Annotated in this window: 26 protein-coding genes; 6 read left to right on the top strand and 20 right to left on the bottom strand. The window is 60.9% G+C overall.

Annotation, left to right across the window (positions count from 1 at the left end; genetic code table 11):
- The first annotated feature begins 9 nt into the window (after positions 1–9).
- Positions 10–1,212, top strand: coding sequence for an amidohydrolase (locus HMPREF1257_RS01940; RefSeq protein WP_023022963.1), 1,203 nt, complete (start codon positions 10–12; stop codon positions 1,210–1,212).
- 69 nt (positions 1,213–1,281) lie between these two features.
- On the opposite strand, the gene pyk is transcribed toward HMPREF1257_RS01940, so the two are convergent.
- The 14 genes from pyk to hisD all read right to left on the bottom strand — a co-directional run bounded on the left by pyk (position 1,282) and on the right by hisD (position 13,231).
- Positions 1,282–2,700, bottom strand: a complete 1,419-nt coding sequence (gene pyk, locus HMPREF1257_RS01935) for a pyruvate kinase (protein ID WP_198010487.1) — start codon at positions 2,698–2,700, stop codon at positions 1,282–1,284.
- 121 nt (positions 2,701–2,821) lie between these two features.
- Positions 2,822–3,805 (bottom strand): prolipoprotein diacylglyceryl transferase, encoded by a 984-nt coding sequence (gene lgt, locus HMPREF1257_RS01930; protein WP_023022967.1) that lies wholly within the window; start codon positions 3,803–3,805, stop codon positions 2,822–2,824.
- A 52-nt stretch (positions 3,806–3,857) separates the two neighbouring features.
- Positions 3,858–4,688: an indole-3-glycerol-phosphate synthase gene (locus HMPREF1257_RS01925; RefSeq protein ID WP_023022969.1), complete on the bottom strand. Its 831-nt coding sequence runs from the start codon at positions 4,686–4,688 to the stop codon at positions 3,858–3,860.
- Between the two features lie 86 nt (positions 4,689–4,774).
- Positions 4,775–5,410, bottom strand: coding sequence for a TIGR02234 family membrane protein (locus tag HMPREF1257_RS01920; RefSeq protein ID WP_023022971.1), 636 nt, complete (start codon positions 5,408–5,410; stop codon positions 4,775–4,777).
- A complete protein-coding gene (gene hisI, locus HMPREF1257_RS01915) occupies positions 5,410–5,772 on the bottom strand; it encodes a phosphoribosyl-AMP cyclohydrolase (RefSeq protein WP_023022973.1) in 363 nt (120 codons plus the stop codon). The genes HMPREF1257_RS01920 and hisI overlap by 1 nt, the downstream gene beginning before the upstream one ends.
- Positions 5,769–6,539: an imidazole glycerol phosphate synthase subunit HisF gene (gene hisF, locus HMPREF1257_RS01910; protein ID WP_023022975.1), complete on the bottom strand. Its 771-nt coding sequence runs from the start codon at positions 6,537–6,539 to the stop codon at positions 5,769–5,771. The genes hisI and hisF overlap by 4 nt, the downstream gene beginning before the upstream one ends.
- Before the next feature lie 32 nt (positions 6,540–6,571).
- Positions 6,572–7,342 carry an inositol monophosphatase gene (locus HMPREF1257_RS01905; protein ID WP_023022977.1) on the bottom strand — a complete coding sequence of 257 codons (771 nt, stop codon included), beginning with the start codon at positions 7,340–7,342 and terminating at the stop codon, positions 6,572–6,574.
- A gap of 3 nt (positions 7,343–7,345) precedes the next feature.
- Positions 7,346–8,134 (bottom strand): bifunctional 1-(5-phosphoribosyl)-5-((5-phosphoribosylamino)methylideneamino)imidazole-4-carboxamide isomerase/phosphoribosylanthranilate isomerase PriA, encoded by a 789-nt coding sequence (gene priA / locus HMPREF1257_RS01900; protein ID WP_023022978.1) that lies wholly within the window; start codon positions 8,132–8,134, stop codon positions 7,346–7,348.
- A gap of 13 nt (positions 8,135–8,147) precedes the next feature.
- Positions 8,148–8,780, bottom strand: a complete 633-nt coding sequence (gene hisH / locus HMPREF1257_RS01895; protein WP_023022980.1) for an imidazole glycerol phosphate synthase subunit HisH — start codon at positions 8,778–8,780, stop codon at positions 8,148–8,150.
- Positions 8,781–8,783: 3 nt separating this feature from the next.
- Positions 8,784–10,034: an MFS transporter gene (locus HMPREF1257_RS01890; RefSeq protein ID WP_023022982.1), complete on the bottom strand. Its 1,251-nt coding sequence runs from the start codon at positions 10,032–10,034 to the stop codon at positions 8,784–8,786.
- A complete protein-coding gene (locus tag HMPREF1257_RS12150) occupies positions 10,031–10,198 on the bottom strand; it encodes a hypothetical protein (protein ID WP_023022984.1) in 168 nt (55 codons plus the stop codon). Before HMPREF1257_RS12150 ends, HMPREF1257_RS01890 begins: the two co-directional genes overlap by 4 nt.
- Before the next feature lie 3 nt (positions 10,199–10,201).
- Positions 10,202–10,804, bottom strand: coding sequence for an imidazoleglycerol-phosphate dehydratase HisB (gene hisB / locus HMPREF1257_RS01880; protein WP_023022986.1), 603 nt, complete (start codon positions 10,802–10,804; stop codon positions 10,202–10,204).
- A 3-nt stretch (positions 10,805–10,807) separates the two neighbouring features.
- Complete coding sequence (locus HMPREF1257_RS01875) at positions 10,808–11,920, bottom strand: histidinol-phosphate transaminase (protein ID WP_023022988.1); 1,113 nt, start codon at positions 11,918–11,920, stop codon at positions 10,808–10,810.
- A complete protein-coding gene (hisD, locus tag HMPREF1257_RS01870) occupies positions 11,921–13,231 on the bottom strand; it encodes a histidinol dehydrogenase (protein WP_023022990.1) in 1,311 nt (436 codons plus the stop codon).
- A gap of 137 nt (positions 13,232–13,368) precedes the next feature.
- Here hisD and HMPREF1257_RS01865 point away from each other — a divergent pair, with 137 nt between their 5' ends.
- Positions 13,369–14,268 (top strand): YbjN domain-containing protein, encoded by a 900-nt coding sequence (locus tag HMPREF1257_RS01865; RefSeq protein WP_023022992.1) that lies wholly within the window; start codon positions 13,369–13,371, stop codon positions 14,266–14,268.
- Here the strand turns inward: HMPREF1257_RS01865 and HMPREF1257_RS11595 are convergent.
- Together HMPREF1257_RS11595 and HMPREF1257_RS01855 are read right to left on the bottom strand one after the other, a co-directional pair.
- Complete coding sequence (locus HMPREF1257_RS11595) at positions 14,255–14,803, bottom strand: hypothetical protein (protein ID WP_051138366.1); 549 nt, start codon at positions 14,801–14,803, stop codon at positions 14,255–14,257. The two genes, HMPREF1257_RS01865 and HMPREF1257_RS11595, sit on opposite strands and share 14 nt — an antisense overlap.
- Position 14,804: 1 nt before the next feature.
- On the bottom strand, positions 14,805–15,575 hold the full coding sequence (locus tag HMPREF1257_RS01855) for a hypothetical protein (protein WP_023022996.1): 771 nt from the start codon (positions 15,573–15,575) through the stop codon (positions 14,805–14,807).
- Positions 15,576–15,736: 161 nt separating this feature from the next.
- On the opposite strand from HMPREF1257_RS01855, the gene HMPREF1257_RS01850 reads away from it, so the two are divergent.
- From HMPREF1257_RS01850 to HMPREF1257_RS01835, 4 genes are all read left to right on the top strand, one after another.
- Positions 15,737–16,270, top strand: a complete 534-nt coding sequence (locus HMPREF1257_RS01850) for a TetR family transcriptional regulator (RefSeq protein WP_023022998.1) — start codon at positions 15,737–15,739, stop codon at positions 16,268–16,270.
- A 101-nt stretch (positions 16,271–16,371) separates the two neighbouring features.
- Positions 16,372–17,751: an exonuclease domain-containing protein gene (locus HMPREF1257_RS01845; RefSeq protein WP_034659120.1), complete on the top strand. Its 1,380-nt coding sequence runs from the start codon at positions 16,372–16,374 to the stop codon at positions 17,749–17,751.
- 72 nt (positions 17,752–17,823) lie between these two features.
- A complete protein-coding gene (locus tag HMPREF1257_RS01840; protein ID WP_023023002.1) occupies positions 17,824–18,441 on the top strand; it encodes a hypothetical protein in 618 nt (205 codons plus the stop codon).
- A gap of 10 nt (positions 18,442–18,451) precedes the next feature.
- Positions 18,452–19,450 (top strand): GTP pyrophosphokinase family protein, encoded by a 999-nt coding sequence (locus HMPREF1257_RS01835; protein WP_023023005.1) that lies wholly within the window; start codon positions 18,452–18,454, stop codon positions 19,448–19,450.
- Here HMPREF1257_RS01835 and HMPREF1257_RS01830 read toward each other — a convergent pair.
- From HMPREF1257_RS01830 to ilvA, 4 genes are read right to left on the bottom strand one after another with little or no spacing between them, the layout of a single operon-like run.
- Positions 19,447–19,836 (bottom strand): RNA-binding S4 domain-containing protein, encoded by a 390-nt coding sequence (locus tag HMPREF1257_RS01830; RefSeq protein WP_005283779.1) that lies wholly within the window; start codon positions 19,834–19,836, stop codon positions 19,447–19,449. The two genes, HMPREF1257_RS01835 and HMPREF1257_RS01830, sit on opposite strands and share 4 nt — an antisense overlap.
- Complete coding sequence (locus HMPREF1257_RS01825) at positions 19,836–20,075, bottom strand: hypothetical protein (RefSeq protein ID WP_005278507.1); 240 nt, start codon at positions 20,073–20,075, stop codon at positions 19,836–19,838. Before HMPREF1257_RS01825 ends, HMPREF1257_RS01830 begins: the two co-directional genes overlap by 1 nt.
- Positions 20,072–20,716, bottom strand: a complete 645-nt coding sequence (locus HMPREF1257_RS01820) for a YigZ family protein (RefSeq protein WP_023023007.1) — start codon at positions 20,714–20,716, stop codon at positions 20,072–20,074. Before HMPREF1257_RS01820 ends, HMPREF1257_RS01825 begins: the two co-directional genes overlap by 4 nt.
- Positions 20,716–21,984 carry a threonine ammonia-lyase IlvA gene (gene ilvA, locus HMPREF1257_RS01815; protein WP_023023009.1) on the bottom strand — a complete coding sequence of 423 codons (1,269 nt, stop codon included), beginning with the start codon at positions 21,982–21,984 and terminating at the stop codon, positions 20,716–20,718. Before ilvA ends, HMPREF1257_RS01820 begins: the two co-directional genes overlap by 1 nt.
- Positions 21,985–22,021: the final 37 nt, after the last annotated feature.

The following is a 22,021-nucleotide window of genomic DNA, read 5'->3' as shown; positions in this document are numbered from 1 at the left end:
ATGAAAACTATGTCTTATTCCACAAACATCGCTTCCGTGGTCCACACTGCGGATACTGACCTGGCGTGGCAGCGGGATTTTTACGAAGATCTGCACCGCCACCCCGAGCTTTCCCACGAGGAGGAACGCACCGCGGCGCGCATCCGCGCCAAGTTAGCGGAGTTTGATTGCGAGGTAGAAGAAAACATTGGCGGGCATGGCATGGTCGCCATTTTCCGCAACGGCGATGGCCCCACCGCGCTCATGCGCGCCGATTTCGATGCCCTGCCGGTCAAGGAGGCCACCGGCGTGGAGTATTCCTCGACCAATGACTACATGCACGCCTGCGGGCACGATATGCACACCACGGCCCTACTCGGTGCCTGTGCGCTTCTCGATGCCTCCCGCGATACCTGGTCCGGCACCTTCCTCGCCCTGTTCCAGCCAGCGGAGGAATCATCCATGGGTGCGAAATACATGATCGCCGATAACCTCACCGAGCGCGTGCCACGCCCCGATATTTGCTTAGGCCAACACGTCATGCCCGGTCGTGCCGGCACCGTTCGCCATACGGCCGGCCCCATCATGGCGGGCTGCGACTCCCTGCGCATTCGCATCTTTGGCAAGTCCGCCCACGCCTCCATGCCGCATAATTCCATCGACCCGACCTATACCGCGGCGATGATCGTCACCCGGCTCCAGGCCATCGTCGGCCGCGAGGTAGCCCCGCACGAGTTCTTCGTCATCTCCGTAGGCGAGCTACATTCCGGCGATAAAAACAACATCATCCCGGATTCCGCCGAGCTCGTGCTCAATACCCGCTTCTATGATCCAGCCTTGGCGGAAAAGGTCTATGCCTCTCTCGAGCGCATGGTGAAAGCCGAGTGCATGGCCTCAGGCTGCGAAAAAGACCCCACCTTTGAGTACTACGCGCACGGCGAGGTCACCGATAACGACGCCGCCGCGTATTCGCCCATCGACGAGGTCTTTACGGCCACCTTCGGGGAAGAATCCGTTACCGCCTCGCCCTCGACCGCTTCTGAAGACTTCTGTTACCTTCCGCAGGCATGGGGCGTGCCGTACGTCTTTTGGCACGTAGGGTGCACCCCGGAATCCGAGTTGGCAGATCCCCCAGTCAACCACCAGGCCAACTTCCTGCCGGATTACGAGCCCACGGTCAAGGCCTCTACCCAGGCCGCCCATGCGGCGGTGCTGGCGTATCTGGGCGCTTAACTCAACATAAAAAATCCGCCGCGTCCCCTCTTCACTGGAGTGTGGGGGCGCGGCGGCTTTTTCAGTGCGCTAGTCCTTGATGGTTTCTCCCAAAATGTGGCACTGAATCATGTTGGTATTGCCGGAGATTCCCGGAGGGGTACCTGCAACGACGACGACCAAGTCATTCTCGTCGTACTCGTCCAAGTCCAGCAGGTACTTATCGATGGCCTCCATCATCTCATCCGTGGACTTGACGTCGGGGCTCAAGAAGGTCTCCGCACCCCAGGTCAGCGCCAGCTGGGAGCGCACATCTTCATGCGGGGTGAATACCAGCAGTGGTAGGTCAGAGTGCAGGCGAGCAACGCGCTTTGCGGTATCGCCGGAAGAGGTAAAGGCAACAATGGCCTTGGCGTTCAGCCGCTCTGCAATATCGCGGGCGGAATAGGACATCACGCCGCGCTTGGTACGCGGGACGTGCGCCAGCGGCGGGACCTGGCCATCGGTCTCGGAGCGCTTGACGATGCGCGACATCGTCCGCACCACGTTGTGCGGATCCGCGCCCACGGAGGTCTCGCCGGACAGCATTACCGCATCGGCGCCGTCGAGCACGGCGTTGGCCACGTCGGAAGCCTCCGCACGGGTCGGGCGGGAGTTCTCGATCATGGAATCCAGCATCTGGGTGGCCACGATGACCGGCTTTGCGTTCTCGCGGGAAATCTGGATAGCGCGCTTCTGGAATAGCGGCACCTCTTCCAGCGGAACCTCAACGCCCAAGTCACCGCGGGCAATCATCACTGCGTCGAAGGCCAAGATGATGGACTCGAGGGCATCGACGGCCTCGGGCTTTTCCAGCTTGGCAATGACCGGCACGCGGCGGCCTTCCTCGTCCATGATCTCGTGGACCTTGTCGACATCGGCAGGCGAACGCACGAAGGACAGCGCGATGTAGTCCACGCCGAGCTGCAGGGCAAAGCGCAGGTCTTCGATGTCCTTCTCAGACAGGGCCGGCACAGAAATGCTCATGCCGGGCAGGGAGACGCCCTTGTTATTGGATACGGGGCCGCCCTCGGTGACCTCACACACCACGTCGTTGCCGTCTACTTCCTTGCAGACGACGGCGACCTTGCCGTCATCGATAAGCAAGCGATCGCCAGGCTTCGCGTCTTCTGCCAAGCCTTTGTAGGTGGTGGATACGCGGTCGTGGGTGCCTTCGACATCGTCTACAGTGATGCGGACGATTTCACCGTTATCCCACTGCTCTTTGCCGTTCTTAAAGCGGCCGAGGCGGATCTTAGGGCCCTGGAGATCGGCCAGGATGCCTACGTTCCTGCCGGTCTTTTCGGTGGCTTCGCGGACCCACTTGTAATTGGCTTCGTGATCCGCATGCTCGCCGTGCGACATGTTAAGGCGCGCGACGTTCATGCCGTCTTCTACAAGGCGCAAAATTCCGTCCCCGCTGGCTACAGCGGGGCCGAGAGTACAGACAATTTTGGTTCTTCTATCCAGCATTATTGGCCTATTCCATCGGGGAAATTGAACAACCCCCAACCTACTCCCTCGCGCGCCAACAGGCCACAATTTTTTGGCGCTTTAACTACGGCAATCGGACACGATCACACATAACCGGTCATTCGCGGCCGCTAGCAGTGCCCGAGATGCCTTGGGTACGAGGGGTTCCCACGCGTTTATCGTCGTCCTCGCCGCCATTTTCTGCAGCGCCTTCGGCCTGCTCGCGGTAGTAACGCGGATCGACTTCTTCTGGAGTTTCGGGGCCCTTGCGCCGCCTGTCCAGCAAGAAAAAGACGATGAGGCCGGCAATAAACACAACGGCAGAAACAATGAGGTTCACGCGGACACCGAAGATATGGGTGGCTTCGTCTGAACGCATGCCCTCGATAAAGAAGCGGCCCAGCGTGTAGCCCACGACGTAGAGGGCGAATACTCGTCCGCGCCCCAACTTCCATGCCTTGTGCGCCCACAACAGGAACAGGCAGACCAGGACGTTCCAGATGAGCTCATACAAAAACGTCGGATGCACCGAAGCGATGACCTCACCGGTAGAATGCCCGGAAACCGGCGCGTACTCCCCTGCCTCATCGACGCGGTAGTAAATATCCAGCGCCCACGGAACGTCGGTCGGTCGACCGTAGAGCTCCTGATTAAACCAGTTTCCCAACCGGCCGATGCCCTGGGCAAGGATGAGGCCAGGCGCCACCGCGTCCGCAAACGGCGCCAAGGGGATCTTTTTGATCCGGAACATTACCCACAGCGCTACGGCGCTTAAGGCGACCGCACCCCAGATGCCGAGACCACCATTGGTGACCTTAAGGGCATCGACTGGGTTGCAGGTATCACAGAAGTACTTCTGGTTATCCGTGATGACGTGATAGAGCCGCCCGCCCACGATGCCCGCGGGGATAACGACGATGGTCGCATCCCACACGGTATCGGGATTACCGCCTCGGGCTGTGTATCGCCTCAGCGTCATCCACATGCCCACGAGGATGCCGGCGATGATGCACAGCGCATACGCATGGATTGGAATGGAGCCAAGATGCCACACCACGCCCTGCGGCGGAGAGGGGATATTTGCAAGATTCTGAGTATGCACGTAGATAGTGTGCCTTATCAGAGTGGCCGTGAGCTAGTTTGGGGTAGTTTTCCTAGGAACTTTTACGCGAGGGGCACGCTGGGTGTTGGCCCGCAGCCACGAGAGAGCGCGCCAAGGCGGTGGGATCCTGGGCTGCCATGACGGATTCGCCGACCAGTACCGCATCCGCTCCGCGGGAGGCATAGTGGAAAAGGTTGCGGGCATTATTCACCCCGCCCACGGCGATGCGCAGGAGCGATTCCGGCAGCCCCGGGGCGATATCATTGAAGGCCTCTCGGTTGATCTCATCCGAGGCAAGCGACCACGCATTGATCGCGATGACGCTGCTGCCGGCCTTGATGGCGCGGTTGACCTCCCCGCAGGTTCGCACCTCCACGATGGCAGTCATCCCCAGCGATTCCGCGCGGTCCAGGAGGGCTTCCAATCGGGCTTGTTCTAAAAGCTCGACCTGCAGCGGGATCGCATCGGCGCCAAAGCAGCGGGCTTCGTGAATCTGGTACGGATCCACGATAAGGTCGCGCGCCATCATCGGGATATCGATGGCAGCGCGCGCAGCCGCCATATCCTCAAGCGATCCGTTAAAGCGCCGCGTATCCGTCTGGCAGGCCATCAGATGCACGCCGCAGTCCTCAAAGGTGCGCGCCCATTCGGCCATCTGCTCGGCCGAGCCCACGTGGGCAATTTCCCCGGTATAAGGAACGGCGCGCTTGAGCTCAGTAATGACTGAACACCCTGGTTTTAAGAGGGCCGCGCGGGCATCGCGGGGAGGCTCCATATCCCGTGAGCGTGCCTTTATATCTTGGAAAGAAATGCGTGCTTCACGCGCGGCGACATCCTCTAGCACCCCAGCGACCAGGTGATCGACGGCAATGGGTGTGGGCATGAGCACCTCCCTCCAAGCGCGATTAAAATCACACTTAGATTAACGCTATTCGGGGCGTTTCCGGAAATTGTGCTGCGCGAACGGGGCTATTTACGGCCTACATCGGTCGGGTCGATATCGCTATCGAGCGCATCCCACATCACACGGCCGGAATCGGATGAGGTCTCCAAATCTTCCGCCAGCTTTTCTTGGCGGGCGGCAGGGGTTTCGTATTTGCTCGACGCCTTGACCTTGTCCTTGCCCGGGTTCTGGGCCAAGAGTACGGAGCCGAAAAATGCCAGCGCGGCCCCGATAATGGCGACAATGGGGCCCAGCTTAGTGACCTCCGTGGAAATGACGGTAGCCCAATCAGAAATTGCGGCAGAATCCACCGCGTTTTCATTTGCGGACGCGCCCTGCAATATTTTTTGCGCGCGCTCGGCATCAGCGCCGCTGGTCAGCAGACTAATAGGGCTCCACGCGGCGCCTGCCGCGGCGAGGGCGCACACAATGGCCACGATGCGCCGCCCCGTTCGGCGAAGCGCAATCCCCGCGAGTACACCGGCGAGGAGGACCAGCGTCAATGCCATCAGTTCTAGGGACCACGCGGAACCCACGATCTCATTGGTTGCCGAGCCCGACTTATCGTCCTCGCTTACCGCTTTGACCCAAGTGCTACGGGAAGAAAACCACAGCACCGCCGTGCCCACCGCAATAAGGAGCGGGCCAAGTCGCCTCGTCATTAGGAATCATCCCCTAAAAGAACTTTCGCATCGAAGCATGTCCGGTCACCGGTGTGGCACGCGGCGCCGCGCTGCCGCACGGTCAGCAAGATGGTATCGCCATCGCAATCAAGGCGCACACCGAGCACCTCCTGCGTATGTCCTGAGGTCTCACCCTTAATCCAATACTCGCCGCGCGAGCGCGAGAAGTACGTGCCCTTGCGCGTGGCCAGCGTGTGGGCAAGCGCATGGTCATCCATCCAGGCAAGCATCAGCACTTCGCCGGAATCGGCCTGGGCAATAGCTGGCACGAGCCCTTGCTCATTGCGCTTGAGTAGCGCAGCAATCTGTGGGTCTAGCTCATAGTCTGCGGGATTGCTCATCGGCGCACCTCGTGTCCGGCATCTGCCAAGGCCTTTTTAACCTCGCCAATTTCTACCTCCCCAAAGTGGAAAATGCTGGCTGCTAGGACAGCATCGGCACCTGCTTCAACGGCGGGTGGAAAGTCCGCTGCTGCGCCCGCTCCGCCGGAGGCAATGACGGGAATATTCACCGTTTCCCGCACCGCGCGCAGAAGTTCGAGGTCGAATCCGGCCTTCGTGCCATCTGCATCCATGGAGTTTAAAAGGATCTCCCCCACACCCAGCTCGGCGCCGGTCTGGGCCCATTCCACTGCATCGATGCCGGCCGATGTCGTCCCGCCGTGTGTCGTAACTTCAAACCCCGACGGTGCGTGCGCCGCGTCGGTGCGCCGCGCGTCCACGGATAAGACGATGCACTGCGAGCCAAAGACTTCCGCCAATTCGCGCAGCAGGCCGGGATTGCCTATCGCGGCGGTATTGACCGATACCTTATCCGCGCCAGTGCGCAGGAGCTCGCGGACATCGTCAACGCTGCGCACTCCCCCGCCCACGGTCAGCGGAATAAAGACTTGATCGGCGGTGCGGCGTACCACATCGAGCATGGTGGACCGGCCATGCTTGGACGCGGAGACATCGAGGAAAGTCAGTTCGTCTGCGCCCAATTCCTCATAGCGCGCGGCCAATTCCACGGGGTCTCCTGCATCGCGCAGGTGCGCAAAATTCACGCCCTTGACTACGCGGCCTTGATCCACATCAAGGCACGGGATTATGCGTACGGCTACAGCCATGCGGGGCTTACTCCTTCACAAGTCGGTCAGGGTTAATTTGAGTGGTGAGATAGGATTTCCAGGATTGTCTCGTGCACCTGCGGGGTACCAGAGACCATACCCCGCGACTGCACGGTCCACGGATTGCCCTCCGGATCCGTGACGATGCCCCCGGCCGCCTTGATAAGGAGCGCTCCCGCCGCGTTATCCCACGGGTGCGGCGAGAAATTAACGGCACCGTCAAAAACTCCCTGGGCCACGAAGGCATTATCTAGCCCCACCGAGCCTGTGATGCGCGGGCGCAAGCCGGTTTCGCGCAATTCGTGGAAAGCTGCAGTGGGCAGGCTGGAAAAACACCCCACGTGCCCGCGCGCATCATCGAATTCTGGGGACTCCTCCCCGCCACCGAATCCACCTGCCGGCCCACCCGCAGAGCGCAGCGGCGAGCCGTCGTTAGCAACCAAGCGCCTGCCTAAAAGAGGAAAATCTGAAATGGCCGCGACAGGCTGGCCCTCGTGAACCAGGGCCACCAGGATGCCGGCCATGGGATTGCCCGCGGAATAATTCGCGGTCCCATCGATTGGATCGACAACCCACACGGTGTCGTGGATGCTTCCGCCGGATTCCTCCCCGTAGACCGGGATGCCGGTCATCTGCTGCAAGATATCGCGCAGCTGCTTTTCGATGGCCAAGTCCACCTCTGTAGCAAAATCGCCCCGGCTTTTAAAGTGGGCCGGTGGCGCCCCGATGCCGGATCGAAAGATGGGCTCGACTTGGTCCACGGCCGCCTCCGCGAAGGCCACCAACTCGCGCGGATCCATCATCGGTTACTCTTCCTCGGGGTCATAGAGATCGATGGCAACTTCTGCAGGCAGCGGTTCTACCTCTGCCACCGCCGCGAGCGCCTCCTCCAGGCTAAAGTTTCCTTCATACAGCGCCTTGCCGATGATGGCCGAATCGATGCCCTCATTTTCATACCGGGCCAGCTCTCTAAGATCCGCCAGGGAGGAAATACCACCGGAGGCGGTGACCTTGGCATCGGTTGCCATTGCTACCTCGCGCAGTAATTCCACATTGGGCCCAGTCAGCGTCCCATCCTTGGACACATCCGTGACCACGAAGCGCTGGCACCCTGCGGCATCGAGGCGCTCGAGCACCTCCCAGAGATCCCCGCCATCGGAGACCCAGCCGTTGCCCTTCGTACGCCATTCGCCATCTTCTAAGCGCACCGCCAAGTCCACGGCGACTTTCTCGCCATACTGACCAAGGATTTTTTCTATCCACTCTGGGTTTTCTAAGGCGGCGGTGCCAATATTGATGCGATTCGCGCCGGTAGCCAGCGCGCGCTCTACCCCGGCATCATCGCGGATGCCACCGGTAAGCTCGACATTAATGCCAAGTGCTTTAGTAATTCCCGCCATTTGCTCGTGGTTGGAACCGCGATTAAAGGCAGCATCGAGGTCAACAAAGTGCAGCCACTGGGCGCCCTGGCGCTGCCATTCAAGGGCGGCGTCCCGCGGGGAACCGTAGACCTTTTCGGTACCGGCTTCTCCCTGATCCAAGCGCACGGCCTTGCCACCGGCAACATCGACTGCGGGCAAAAGCGTAAAAGTCATGGTTTCATCCTACCTAGAGAGTCTGCATCCAGTTTTCCAATAGCTGCGCGCCCGCATCCCCGGATTTTTCGGGGTGGAATTGCGTAGCCCAGAGCGCGCCATTTTCCACTGCCGCCACGAATGAATCACCGGCGTGCGTGGACCAGCTCACCAGCGGCGGGCGGGTAATGACGGTTTCTAATTCCCAGCGGCGCACGCCGTAGGAATGCACAAAATAAAACCGCTCGTCAGCGCTAAGCCCGGCAAACATGGCGCTGTCATCCGGCATCTCGACGGTATTCCAGCCCATGTGCGGCAAAACATCGGACTGCAGGCGCTCGACCGTCCCCGGCCATTCGCCGCAGCCTGTGGAGTGGATGCCGTGCTCGACGCCGGCATCGAAAAGCACTTGCATGCCCACACAAATGCCCATGACCGGCCGCTCGCCTGCTAGGCGCTGGCCGATGACCCTCGGCCCATTTACTGCCTTAAGCCCTTTCATGCAGGCATCGAACGCGCCCACGCCGGGAACCAGCAACCCATCAGCCTCGAGGGCCTGATAAGGATCCGCCGTGACGGTTACCTTCGCCCCGACGCGCTCAAGGGCACGCTGCGCGGAGCGAATATTACCCGCGCCGTAGTCCAATAACACCACCGATTTTGTCATGGGCTATACCTTACGCATTCGACGCAAACGGGTGCGGATATCGTTGGTCTCGCTGATGCGAGTCCGGCCCAAGATGAAGTCCGCCGTGGTGAGGAGCAGCCCGGCGATGAGGATCGCAACCCCCGCTCCGAAGGCGCCGTCGTAGCCGTAGCCTGCCACCATGGCGCCGAGCAAGGTCGAGCCTAAGCCGGTGCCGCTATCGTAGAAAATATTCCAAATGGCCGAAGCCTCCGAAACCCGCTCGCGGGGCAGCCGGTCAAACATGGATAGCAAGGCCTCGTTTTGTGCGATACCGAAGGCGCCACCAAAAAGAACGGCGCCGAGCACCAGCCACCAGATGGAGCTTTCCATAAACAGGGTCAGGGAAATCGTCCCGACGCCGACGATTGCCATGATCTGGCTTGGAATGTACAGGCTACCTGGGGCCCCGGTGCGGTCTGCCACCACGCCGGCGAAATACCGGAAGATCATCGCCGCACCGCCCACGATGGACAGCATGACGCCGGCCAGGCTGGCACCCTTTGCGGCATCGAGTTCTTGCATTGCGGGGGACAAGAAAGAGGAAATGGCACCGTAGCTCATGGAAAAGGTAGTCAAGGCCAGGGCCGGGACCAGTACCAGCTTCCAGGTGGGAACGCGGATGATATTGACTTCCTCGTCATTATCCTCGGCCAAGGTGACCTTGATCTTGGGGATACGCAGGCACATAGCAAAGCCCAAGAAGCCGATGAGACCGGCGGTGATATAGGTAGAGGCGTATCCTAACGAATCCGCCATGAACAGGCCGAGCGGCAAGAAGATCATCTGCCCCAAGCCTGTGAATACACCAATCATGCCGGTGGCCTTGCCCAGCAGACGCACCGGGGAGAGCTCTGCAATCAGCGCGGATTCGGACACGGTGAGAGCGCCGAAGCCCACCCCGCGCATGGCGGAAAATAGCAAGACGATCCAGGCGTCGGTGCCCAGCAGGTGGCCAAAGGCCGGAACGCCTAGGGTAAAGGCGGATAGCGCCATCACGCGCCGGTAGCCCCAGCGACGCAATAGCCACGGGGACATGATCTGCGTGGCTACGGTAAAGGCCATGAAGATACCGGTGGATCCACCCGCCAAAGTCGCGGAACCGCCGGAGTCAATGACGGCCAGCGGGACTACGGGAAGCAGGATGGACCAGGCGCCAAAGGCGGCTGCGATGGCTACCATCGTCGGCGTATAGCCGGGCACCTTCCAAATATTGGTCGCTTGAGATTCGCTCATTTGCTAAAGCCTCCAACCATCCAGGCAATGGCCGCGGCCACGGTAATAACGGCTAAAAGCGCGGCGACGACCGTAAAAAACTTCGAGTCCTGCTGATACGCGGACCAGGCCCCTCCTACCAAGAGGCCCGCCACCAAAAACAGGATAAGGATCATAAACTGCACGGGCTACAGGGCTCCCTTCGTCGAAGGGATGCCATTCTGGCGCGGATCTTGGTCCACGGCAGCACGCAGCGCGCGGGCTACTGCCTTGTATTCCGCCTCGGTCACGTGGTGCGGATCGCGGCCGTAGCGCACGTTGACATGCAGGGTAATGGCTGCGTGGGTGGCCAGGGATTCGAAGAAGTGGCGGTTAATCACCGTTGCATAGTGCCCGCCGATGACCTGCCACTGCAGGTGCTCCGGCTCGCCATTCATCACGAAGTATGCGCGGCCCGAAAAGTCTACGACCGCTTCAACCAGCGCTTCATCCATGGGTAGTAATTGGGAGCCGAAGCGGCGAATCCCGGCCTTATCCCCCACGGCTTCACTCAGGGCCTGGCCGAGCACGATGGCGGTGTCTTCCACGGTATGGTGGGCGTCAACCTCCACGTCACCAGTGGCCTTTATCTGCAGGTCAAATAGACCGTGTGTGGCAAATGCGGTAAGCATATGGTCAACGAACGGCAGCCCGGTGGAAATATCGCTTTTCCCGGTGCCGTCAAGGTCGATGGAAACGGTGATATCCGATTCCGATGTTGCTCTTTGGGCACGCCCCACACGGTTTGTCATATCTCACTCCTTTGAAGTATCCGCTCCTACTGTAGTCGCTAGATTTTCCGCCGCAGCCAGAAAGGCCGCATTTTCTTCCGGCAGGCCAATGGTCACGCGCAAGTACCCATCAATTCCTACATCGCGGATGAGCACCTCTTCATCCAAGAACTTCTCCCACACGCGGTGCTGGTCCGCAAAATTGCCAAAGAAAAGGAAATTCGATTCGCTCGGCATGACGGTATAACCCATCTCGCGCAGGCGCCCTGCCACCATGTCGCGTTCGGCGGCGATGGTCACCACGGTGGCGAGGGTATCTGCGCTGTGGCGCAGGGCCACAGTAGCCGCTGCCTGGGATAAGACGGACAGGTGATACGGCAGGCGCACCAGCATGATGGCCTCCACGAAGGCCGGGTCCGCCACGAAGTAGCCCAGGCGCCCGCCGGCAAAGTCGAAGGCCTTCGACATCGTGCGGGAGACCACGAGCTTGGTGGGGTATTTTTCCAACAAGCTCGTCGCGGACGGCGAGTCAGAAAACTCGGCGTAAGCTTCGTCGACGATGACGATGCCGGGGGCGGCATCGACAAGCGCGGCAATATCCTCCAGGCTAGTAACCCCGCCGGTGGGATTATTCGGGGTGGTAACAAAGATGACGTCGGGCTGGTGCTCGGCCACTGCTGCCAAGGCGCGGTCCATATCGATGGCGAAGTTCTCATCGCGCGGGCACTCGATAAAACGCGTGTGAGTACCGGCAGAAAGGATCGGGTGCATGGAATACGACGGCGTAAATCCCAGCACGCTGCGCCCGGGCCCGCCGAAGGCCTGCAAAAGCTGCTGCAGGATCTCATTGGAACCGTTGGCTGCCCAGATCTGCTCGTAGGTGACATCCACCCCGGTTTGCTGCGAAACATAGCGGGCCAGCTCGGTGCGCAGCTCGACTGCATCGCGCTCTGGGTAGCGGTTCAGCGAGCTGGCGCAGCGGCGGACCTCGTCCACGAGGGCATCGACAAGCGCGGGCGAGGGCGGGAAAGGATTCTCGTTGGTATTGAGCTGGTAGGCCACCCGCAGCTGCGGGGCGCCATAGGCGGTCTCGCCGCGCAATTCCTCGCGCAGCGGTAGGTCATGTAGCTGGGCCATTTATTTCTCCTCGAATCGGGCGCGGATAGCCTCCCCGTGGGCGGGAAGGCGCTCGGCATTTGCAAAGGCGATGACGTTGGGGGCGATTTCTTCCAGGGCGCCGCGGTCATAATCGATGAGATTGACCGGCCGGAGGAAGGTGTGGGTGGAAAGCCCGGCGGAAAACCGCGCCGTACCCGAGGTAGGCAGCACGTGGTTGGAACCGGCCGAATAGTCCCCCAAAGGCACCGGGGAATACGCCCCGACGAAGATGGCGCCGGCGTGGTTGATGCGCTCTGCCACCGCGTGCGGCTGCGCGGTGTGGATTTCTAAGTGCTCGGCGGCATATGCATTCGCCACGGCGATGCCCGCGTCCACGGAATCCACCAGCACGATGCCGGATTGCTCGCCGGTTAAGGCCTCAGCGGCGCGGACGGAGTTCTCCGTTGCCGTATAGCGGCGCTCGACTTCTTGTTTCACCTGCTGGGCCACGCTTTCCGATGCCGTGATTAACACGCTTGCCGCCATCGGATCATGCTCCGCCTGAGAGATGAGGTCATAGGCAACGTAGACGGGGTTTGCGGTCTCATCCGCCAAGATGGCGATTTCGGTCGGGCCGGCCTCCGCATCGGTACCGACCACCCCGCGCACCGCCCTTTTGGCCGCCGCGACAAAGATATTGCCCGGACCGGTAATCATGTCCACGGGCTCTACGTCCTCTTCCGCATCGCCGTAGGCCAAAAGCGCGACCGCCTGGCCGCCGCCTACGGCCCATACTTCTTCCACGCCCAGCATGTGGCACGTAGCCAAAACCGTAGGGTGTGGCAAGCCACCGTGTTCCTTTTGCGGCGGGGAGGCCACCACCAAGCTGGAGGCACCGGCCTCTTGCGCGGGCACGGTATTCATGATGACTGAGGACGGGTAGACCGCCTTGCCGCCGGGAACATAGAGGCCAACGCGTTCGATGGGGCGGAATACCTCGGTCACCGTGGCGCCGGGGGCCAGCTGAGTGGTGTGCGAATCCGGCTTTTGGTCCGCATGCACGCGGCGCACCCGCGCGATGGAGACCTCGATGGCCGCGCGCACCTGGGGATCAAGTTCTTCGGCAGCCCGCTCCAGTTTCGCCTGGGGCACGCGCAGTGACGACGGGCGCACCCCATCGAATTGCTCCCCATAATCCAACGCCGCCTGGACGCCTTCGTCGCGCACCTTATTCACCATCGGTACGACGGTTCCCATGACGGAATTGACATCGGTGCCGCCACGCGGAAGAACGCGGCGCAGCGTGGCGGGGCGGAGCTGTTGACCGCGGAGATCGATGGTTCGAAGCATTCCTGGCTCACTTTCTGGTTGATCACCGTGGGCTATATCTGTAGATAAACCAATATACTATCGCCCAAAGCGCCGCGGGGACACCCTCTTGAGCGATAGACTCAAATCAACTTCCAGCGAAGGCGAGTGTGCGGTGCATGATGATCGAATTTGAATCCACCAGTCTTGAGCGGCACCTGCGCGCCATCGTCCGCGAGCTTGATTTTTCCTATTGGGCGCTACCTTCTGGAGAACTCGTTATTTCCCATGGGCAGGAGGGGTCCACGCTGGTGTTTGTGTCGCAGGCCGACGATGCGATCGTCCACCTGCACACCACTCTGCGCGGCGCGGTTGACTTGGGCGAGGCCGCCGCGCTGTCCCGGTTTATCACCACTTGGAACGCCGATTGCCTCTACCCCACCGCCGTGCTGGACTATGACGAGGCCGGGTCGCTAGTACTGAGCGGGCAAAGCCACTTCACCACCGGGTCTGCACCAACGCACGATCAACTAGCCGCGTTCGTGCCCGCCGCACTTAACGGCGCAGAGGTGCTAATTAGCATAGTGACGCGCGAATTTCCGGCCCTGGCCCAAGAACCCGAGCTTCTGCTGGTACCAGACGGCACCGCCGCACCGCCGGTGTTCACCTTGGATTTCCTCGCCGCGGCACTGCCGCAAATAGGCATCGACCGCTTCCATAGCGATGGTGAAATCTGCCTATTTGCCCTAGTCAATTCCATCGCCTGCACCTTTACTCTCGATTCTGGGCCGAGCCTCATCATCACTGGCCGGTGGGATCTGAATGCGGATGAGGACGAGTTCACCCGCTTGTTTCTGATCTGCAATGACTGGAACCTAGCGAGCCACGGCGCCACGGCCTACTGCCGCTCCACCGACGACGGCATCCATGTCCATGTCGATGTGCCGACCCTGACTGGAGCGGGCCTTAACCAAGGCCAGCTGCTGCGGGTTTTAAGCCACAGCCTCGATGCGGTCCTGCACGCAATCGATGACATCGCGCGGAAATTCTGTGGCAGCTCGCCGGTTAAGTGGGCGTAATTACTTGCTGTTGCGCACTGCCGTTTTGAGCAGACTCTTTGCCAACAGCTTCCCAGTCCGCGTCGGAACTAATAAACGCGGTACACCAGTAGGAAAACATGGCCAAAAATGGGGCTACCGCCCAGGCAACGGCGGGAGAAAAATTCGGCGCAAATTCCACGACGTCCCCTGGGTTCTCCGGCGGGTGCGTTGCGGTGATGCCACCAAAGACGTAGAAGGAAGCAGCACCCGCGAGCGCGCATAGCCCTACCCACAGCAACATCGTGAGACCGCGCCCGCGGCGTTGGGAAAATGCGGCCAGTCCGAGGCACAGCCCCAAGAAACCCGTGACTAGCGCAAAGGTCATAAATGCGACAAATTGCGCGTTACTCACGGCTTCAATGGCATAGCCCCCACCGTCGACAGCATGGCCGGTCATCGTGGGGCGCATAAAACCCCAGAGCGCACCACAGATGCCAAAAACGAACAGGGAACACGCGAGGAGCCCCGCACCGAAACCGAGGGTGCGGGGCAAGCGAGCTTGGCGGGAAGACAATTTAGTTACAGAAGGTCCAGTTGTCGCCCTCGCGGCGGAAACGAACGGTGGAGGTATCGGTGCCTTCAGGGTTCGACACGCTCACGGTAGCGGAGGCATCATCGCCATTGACCACAACGTCATTGATCGATTCCAGCTTGGTGGAGGTAGGGATAGCCTCTAGCTGGTTGGCGAACTCGTTGACCTTGGCATTGCCCTGGCTTTGCTGGCGCATGGAGTTTGCGTATTCCGAAAAGGACTGGCTGGGAAGACTATCGACGTAGTTGAGGTACTGCTGGAAATCCCCGGACTCGCCTTCGCGCACGGCCTTGCAAGCATGGGCAGGCATGTAGCCAAAGTAGTCCTTGACATTGTCAATCTCATGCTGCCCGCGCACCAATTGCTCAATGGCCTGCTTATCGCCGTCGTTTGCTTCTTGACCGCCCTCAATGGGCTTGATGTCCTGTGCGTTGGCGAAGGGATCATCCTCATTCTGCATGGGGTTCGCGTCGGTGCCCTCATCGCCGCCTTCTTCGTCCTTCTCCTTAGTGTCCTCGGCGGCCTTTTTATTGTCCTTTTCTTCCTTTTCCTTCTTTTTGTCCTTATCTGCGTCTTTGTCCTCAGACTTTTTCGTCGATTCCTTCGCAGAGGTCTCAGAAGACGAGGAAGCAGACGAAGACGACGTGGTCTTCGTCGAATCGTCCTCATCGTCCGAGCTACATGCAGCTAAGGCAAGCGGGGCAACCATTGCGACCGCGAAAAGGGACTTCTTTGCAGGGGTCAAAAAGGACAAGGGAGAGCTCCTGAATCAATCTTTCGAATGCGAAGCCGCCTCACGACGGGTTCTTTTGTCCCCGCAATCTTAACAATACAAGTTTGCAAGGGACATTATTGCAGTCTTAAAAGTACCTGTGAGCTATTCCTTGCCGCGCTGAAGCACGTACAATTTCCACTGTGCAACTACATCGCGAGAGCATCATCGAGGCCGCCACGACCCTATTGAATACTTATGGGCTTGCCGATGTCACCATGCGCCGCGTCGCTTCTTCCCTCGGCGTTGCTCCAGGCGCACTGTACTGGCACATCGCCAATAAGCAGGCGCTCATTGCCGCTCTTGCCGAAGATATTATCGCCCCTGTTGCCGGTTCCACGCTGGAAGAAATTAGCCTGCACCTGCGCGAATTGCTCCTGGCCCGGCGCGATGGAGCGGAGGTTGCCATAGCTGGGCTCTCGCAGCCTGATTCCCCGGCTTGGGAGCACCTCGTCGCGCAGTTTAGCTCCGCCACCTGTCCCGATTTCGATGATACTGCCCGCAAGGCCGCCGCCCTTACTGCCGTTCACCTCGTCTTGGGCGCCACGCTGCTCGAACAGTCCCAGCGCCAACTGCTAGAAACCACCGGCGGGACCACCGCGGCCGACTACCGCGCCGATTTGGTGCATGGCGTGCAGATTATCAATGCCGGTTTGCAACACAGCGGGGCGGATTAAAACCCTTCACCCCCGCGGCGGATTTCCGCCGAGCACAAGCGAGTACGATCTCTGTGCAGCAGCCCTCCCTAGATTGTCACCTCAGAAGAAAGGCCATTTTCGTGTCGTATCCCGCGCATGGCGTATTCATCGATGTCACTGCGGAAAAAATAGTGCTTCACCGCAGCCTGCTCTCCCGCAGCTTGGGCGAGCCTGCCACCGCAGAAATTGCGCTTGATGCCATCGATGACCTGCGTGCCCACGAACCCACCGCCACCGGTTTTGGCTCGCTGTCCCTAGGCAGCGCCGGCAGCATTGCCTTCGCGCCGCACCAGGATCCCCACCGCGTGGCGCTCGCCATCGAGGCGGCACAAAAGGGCGACGCACCGACGGAAGCCGCACCCGAACCCGCGGCAGCCACGGCCGCAAGCGCATCCGCTAAAGAAGAAAACCCAGGGCTTGATTTCGTCGCGGTAGATGTGGAAACCGCCAATGATAATTGGGGCTCCATCTGCCAGATCGGCGCTGTGCGTTACCGCGATGGCCAAGAAACCGCGTCCCAGTCGTGGCTGTGCACCCCTCCCCCAGGCTTGGAGCACTTTGCCGAGATCAATATCTCCATCCACGGGATTACCGCCGCCGATGTCGAAGGAGCCATGCCCTTTGCCACAGCGGCTGCAGAGCTCTTTGACTTCATCGGCAGCGATGTCATCGTCGCGCACAATGTCCAGTTCGACTCTTCCGCGCTGCGCTCCGGATTGCTGGCCGCCGGCGCCGATGTCCCCACCATCCCGCTGGCCTGCTCGCTCGCTTTGTCCCGCGACGCTTCAAAGCAAGGTGTTATTTCGGTGGCCAACCACAAGCTTCCCACCGTGGTGAAACACCTTGGCGGCGCCTCTTTTACCCACCACGATGCCACCGAGGACGCCCGCGCCGCCGGCACCATCATCACCGGGCTGGCCCAACGCTTCGGGCATACCGGAAGCATCACTGATCTCTTTACCAGCCGGGAGTTTAGCCTCGGCCGCCTCGAATCCTCGGCCATCCTGCCGGTCCTGCGCGCGCATACCGCGCCCACCTCCGGCGACGATCTGGGCGCCGGTACCGATTTCCGCGATTCCACCCGGTCCGCGGGAACCAGCAAAAAGCCCGCCTCTTCCGGCCGGGCGCCGTGGCAGGCCGTGGCCACCCCGGATACCATCCCAGATCCCAATCCCGATGCCGATCCAAAGGGCGCGCTCTACGGCCAGCACGTCACCCTGACCGGCGATTTCGAGCCGTACGATAAGGGGCTGCTGTGGCAGGGAATCGCCAAGCGCGGCGGGCAAGTGGGCAAAAACGTCACCAAGAAGACCACGCTGCTCGTCGTCGGCGAATGGGCAAAGAAGACCTCCAAAGAAAAGCGCGCCGAAGAGCTGCAAGAAAAGGGCCAGGACATCACCATGTGGTCCGGCGCCCAGCTCTTTTCTGAGCTGGAGCTCGATGCCGAGCCGCCTTTTTAAACCCGCAGGGAACCACCCGGCCATTTCTCCAGTCCAATAGGGGCGGATACGCACTACCTTGGAGAAATCGCCATGACCCTTACGCTCGACGCACCCCGCCCCACCACCACTAATTTACTGCCGGCGCTTTTCGCGCGGTCGTGGATTAAACACCAGCGGCTTTCCGATGACGGCTTTTGCGACTCCCTTGCTACCATCCAGCTTTCACCCAACCTGTCGATGGCGCTGGTCTTTCCCGGGCAGCGCACTTTTCGCAGGCTCAGCCACCGCGGCCTCGCGGACTTGGATGTCTCAACCCGCCAAGCGTGGAATTGTGCCTCACTGAATCTGCAGCGCGCCGCGCTCGATTCGCAGGGCCTGCGCTTTTGGACGCGCCCGGCCCACTGCACCCTGCCTGCCGCAGCGCCTTTTGGCGGCCTGCAAGTTCGCTCCCACGGCGCCCCGATTTCTTCGTGGTTGGCCCACCCAGAAACCTTCACCGTGCTGGATAAACACATGCGCCGCCTCATGCGCTCGCATTCTTTAACTTACCTGGTGCCGGATTCCGCGACGGTTTTTGTCTTCGCCCACCTGCCCGATGAGTATGCCCGCGACCTCGCCCGCGCCGCCGCCGAACAACTTCCCCGCCATCGCACCGTTTTACATTCGCGCCCGCTAGTATGGTCTAACGGATTTCCCCGCGAATTATGAGAGGAGCACCATGGCGGAAAGCAGGATGTCGCGGCTGAGCAATCAGTACCATGCCTGGACCCGCAGCCACCCCACGGCGGCGGAGGATTTTCGCACCGCCATCGAGGACCTGCTCAATGACGCCGGCATCATCTTTGACCGGGTATCGACCCGCGTTAAAACGTGGTCCTCACTCAAGCGCAAGGCCAAGAAGCGGGGCGAGGGCGGTGATTTCATCTACCCCACCCCGTGGGACGATATCCACGATGTCATGGGCGTGCGCGTCACCTTGTACCACTCCACCATCATTCCCAATGCACTAGACGTGCTCGGCGAGTCCTTTAAGGTCGTGCGCTCTGTAGATAAGGCGGCCGAGACCCGCATTTCCGGCGGTTTTGGTTACGGTTCCCACCACCTGGTGCTCACAGTGACGGACGATAGCGCGGCGGCCATGGAAGAGCTCGCCGATTTCGTGGGCTGGACCTTTGAGGTGCAAATCCGCACCGTGCTGCAGCACGCGTGGGCGGAATTCGAGCACGATATCCGCTATAAGCAGGGACCTACGCCGCCCTCGCCTGAGGTGGACCGCCTGTTTACGCTGGCCGCCGGCCTGATCGAGCTAGCAGATCAGCAATTCGATGAAATCGCCGCGCTCAAGGCCCCGCGCACGGAGGCAGATACGGACGTGGAGCTCACTCCGGAAACCTTACCTGGCGTCCTGGCCATCATTTTGGGCAACCGCTTCCCGCTTTCGCGCTCGGAGCACTACCGCTTCCTCGCGGAAATCTTGGAGGCAAACGATATCCGGTCCTTGGACCAGCTCGAGCAGCTGCTTGACGATGACGCCATTGCCCACGTCCACGACACCATGCGCTATCGCTTTCGGCCCGGCCAAGTGCGCCTTATCGATGATCTGCTGCTCAATAAGTTTGGCAAGCAGCACATCGAGGCCACCGCTGAATCCGGCGACCGCGCCGGCCGCCGGCGCCGCCTGAATGCGCGCCTTAAGGCGTTGCGCGCTAACTCTTAGCGGAACCCGCCGCGGAATTTTTCCATATCGCGGCGCTCCTTCTTCGTCGGCCGGCCCGCGCCGCGGGGCCGCACCGGCACGGACGGCATGAACTCCTTGGGCGGTGGCGGAGGCGCGTGATCGGTATAGCAGGTGCGCGCCACCGGCGCGCCCACGCGCTTGGCGACGGTAGCCAGCACCTCCAAATCGTGCTCATGGTGGTTGCGCCACACGCGCACCCTATCGCCTGGCACGACTTGTTGCGCCGGTTTGACCGCTTCACCGTTGATTTTCACGTGCCCGGCGCGCACCGCAGTGGCCGCGGCGGAGCGGGTTTTGAACATGCGCACCGCCCATACCCAAGCATCAATGCGGACGGGGCGGCCGCTTGGCTGCGGGGTAGGCATTAATAATTATTATGGTTCTCGTTGACGATTTTGCGGATCTTCAACCAGTTATATCCGCCACCCACCACGGCGATGATAAGGCCCAAAACCATCCAAGCGGCCAAATTAGCAGATAGCACACCTAAAACAACTCCTGCGCCGAGGCCACCGGCAACGGAAATAACGGCGTTGCGGGAGTGCTTGCGCACCTGCTGCTTGCGCTGCGCAATGGGGTTATTCGGTCGCTGCTGCATAGTCATGACCCAGATCCTACCTCAACCCAGGCAGAGCCTGCTTCGCGCGCGCTGATTTCGCCTTGGGAAAGCGCGGCGAGCATCGCCTGGAGCTCATCGAGCCTTCCCGGGCGCACGGCGACGGTAAAGGTTACGGCTGCACCGTACTCGGTATCGGTGATATCGATGCCGCGCCCGCGCAAATCCGCTTCGAAGCGCCCGGCCGTGGCGTGTGGGCATTCCACCGTATAAAGCTCCCGGCGCGCCCGGATGACCGCCTCGACCTTTTCCATGGCCTCGCTGACCGCCCCGCCATAGGCATGCACAAGTCCACCCGCACCCAACTTGATGCCGCCGAAGTAGCGCACGACCACCGCGCAAATATCGAGCATTCCAGAGCCCTTTACCACATCCAACATGGGCTTTCCGGCCGTCCCGGAAGGCTCGCCATCATCGGAGGAACGTTCCACGGGGTTCGCATCGTCGACGTGGTAGACATAGGCGGAGCAATGGTGGCGGGCATCGGGAAAGCGCTGGCGGGCGGCATCGATAAACGCCCGTACTTCTTCCTCGTTCGTGACTCGGCCGATCAGGGTAATAAACCGCGAGCGTTTGATCTCAATTTCGTGTTCCACCTGGCCGGTGGGGCGCCGATAGGTATCGCGCATTAGGCCACCAAGAAATCGTACTCGGGGGTATTCGGCTGCAGGTGCTGCACCGAGATCTTGGACTCGGCCATCCGCTCCTTCAGCCCCGCCAGGTCCTCGGCGCGGCTAAGCTGAATGCCCACCAGCGCGGCACCAGTTTCGCGGTTATTGCGCTTGAGGTACTCGAAGAGCGTGATGTCATCGCTGGGGCCCAGGATTTCAGACAGGAAGTGGCGCAGCTGGCCCGGTTCCTGCGGGAAATTGACCAAGAAGTAGTGCTTCAGGCCGCGGTGCACCAGCGAGCGCTCCATGATTTCGGCGTAGCGCAACACGTCATTATTGCCCCCAGAAATCACGCAGACCACCGTCGAACCCGGCTCTAGCGGCACCCGCTGCAGCCCGGCCACGGACAGCGCACCGGCGGGCTCGGCGATAATACCCTCATTTTGGTACAGGTTGAGCAGGTCCGTGCACACCGCCCCCTCAGAGACCGTGTCCCAGTGCAGGCGCGATTGGTTGGCCTCCAAAATCTCATACGGCAGCGAGCCCAGGCGCTTGACCGCCGCGCCGTCGACAAACGGATCCACGCTCTCTAGCGCCACCGGCCCGCCATTGCGGAAGGCTGCTCTTAGCGATGCCGCCCCTTCCGGCTCCACCCCCACCACCTTCGCGTGCGGTGCCATATCCGCCATATAGGAGGTGATGCCAGAAATCAGCCCGCCGCCGCCGACGGGAACGACGATGGTATCGACCGAGGCGCCCTTTGCCGAAAGCTGTGCCAAGACCTCCGCGGCGACGGTGCCCTGGCCGATGATGGTATCGCGAGCATCGAAGGGCTCGATGAAGGTGGCGTGGCGCTCGGAGGCATCGGCATGCGCGGCGGCCGCGGCCTCGTCAAAGTTGGCACCCACTACTACGAGTTCCACTTGGTCTCCGCCGTGCACGTGGATGCGGTCGCGCTTTTGCATGGGCGTGGGCTCCGGGACGAAAATCTTGCCCGGAATCCCCATGGTGCGGCACGCATAGGCCACGCCTTGTGCATGGTTGCCTGCCGATGCCGTCACGATGCCCCGCTCCCGCTCCTCCTGCGACAAGCTGGAGATGCTATTGAGCGCGCCGCGTATCTTATACGAGCGCACGTCCTGGAGATCCTCGCGCTTTAAATAGACCTCACAGCCCGTTTCCGCAGAAAGCCGGGGGCAATACTGCAGCGGCGTCGGCGCGATTTCGGAGCTGATGCGTGCCTGTGCCTGCTGGATATCGGATGCGTGGATGGTCGATTCAGTCATGATTGCAGAGTCTACCCGCCCTACCTAGTGCTCGACC

The sequence above is a fragment of the Corynebacterium sp. KPL1814 genome (assembly GCF_000478175.1).
In the GTDB taxonomy this organism is placed as follows: Bacteria; Actinomycetota; Actinomycetes; order Mycobacteriales; family Mycobacteriaceae; genus Corynebacterium.
This window is presented reverse-complemented; position numbering and strand designations above follow the sequence as displayed.

Coding starts and splice junctions, on each gene's coding strand:
- HMPREF1257_RS01865 (WP_023022992.1), top strand. CDS start 13,369: ATGATGATCGAATTTGAATCCACCAGTCTTGAGCGGCACCTGCGCGCC.
- HMPREF1257_RS01825 (WP_005278507.1), bottom strand. CDS start 20,075: ATGACTATGCAGCAGCGACCGAATAACCCCATTGCGCAGCGCAAGCAG.
- hisF (WP_023022975.1), bottom strand. CDS start 6,539: ATGGCTGTAGCCGTACGCATAATCCCGTGCCTTGATGTGGATCAAGGC.
- hisH (WP_023022980.1), bottom strand. CDS start 8,780: ATGACAAAATCGGTGGTGTTATTGGACTACGGCGCGGGTAATATTCGC.
- HMPREF1257_RS01875 (WP_023022988.1), bottom strand. CDS start 11,920: ATGGCCCAGCTACATGACCTACCGCTGCGCGAGGAATTGCGCGGCGAG.
- HMPREF1257_RS01890 (WP_023022982.1), bottom strand. CDS start 10,034: ATGAGCGAATCTCAAGCGACCAATATTTGGAAGGTGCCCGGCTATACG.
- HMPREF1257_RS01925 (WP_023022969.1), bottom strand. CDS start 4,688: ATGCCCACACCCATTGCCGTCGATCACCTGGTCGCTGGGGTGCTAGAG.
- HMPREF1257_RS01820 (WP_023023007.1), bottom strand. CDS start 20,716: ATGCGCGATACCTATCGGCGCCCCACCGGCCAGGTGGAACACGAAATT.
- HMPREF1257_RS01940 (WP_023022963.1), top strand. CDS start 10: ATGTCTTATTCCACAAACATCGCTTCCGTGGTCCACACTGCGGATACT.
- ilvA (WP_023023009.1), bottom strand. CDS start 21,984: ATGACTGAATCGACCATCCACGCATCCGATATCCAGCAGGCACAGGCA.
- HMPREF1257_RS01920 (WP_023022971.1), bottom strand. CDS start 5,410: ATGACGAGGCGACTTGGCCCGCTCCTTATTGCGGTGGGCACGGCGGTG.
- hisB (WP_023022986.1), bottom strand. CDS start 10,804: ATGACAAACCGTGTGGGGCGTGCCCAAAGAGCAACATCGGAATCGGAT.
- HMPREF1257_RS01905 (WP_023022977.1), bottom strand. CDS start 7,342: ATGATGGATCCGCGCGAGTTGGTGGCCTTCGCGGAGGCGGCCGTGGAC.
- HMPREF1257_RS01835 (WP_023023005.1), top strand. CDS start 18,452: ATGGCGGAAAGCAGGATGTCGCGGCTGAGCAATCAGTACCATGCCTGG.
- HMPREF1257_RS01840 (WP_023023002.1), top strand. CDS start 17,824: ATGACCCTTACGCTCGACGCACCCCGCCCCACCACCACTAATTTACTG.
- hisI (WP_023022973.1), bottom strand. CDS start 5,772: ATGAGCAATCCCGCAGACTATGAGCTAGACCCACAGATTGCTGCGCTA.
- hisD (WP_023022990.1), bottom strand. CDS start 13,231: ATGCTTCGAACCATCGATCTCCGCGGTCAACAGCTCCGCCCCGCCACG.
- HMPREF1257_RS01830 (WP_005283779.1), bottom strand. CDS start 19,836: ATGCCTACCCCGCAGCCAAGCGGCCGCCCCGTCCGCATTGATGCTTGG.
- priA (WP_023022978.1), bottom strand. CDS start 8,134: ATGACTTTTACGCTTTTGCCCGCAGTCGATGTTGCCGGTGGCAAGGCC.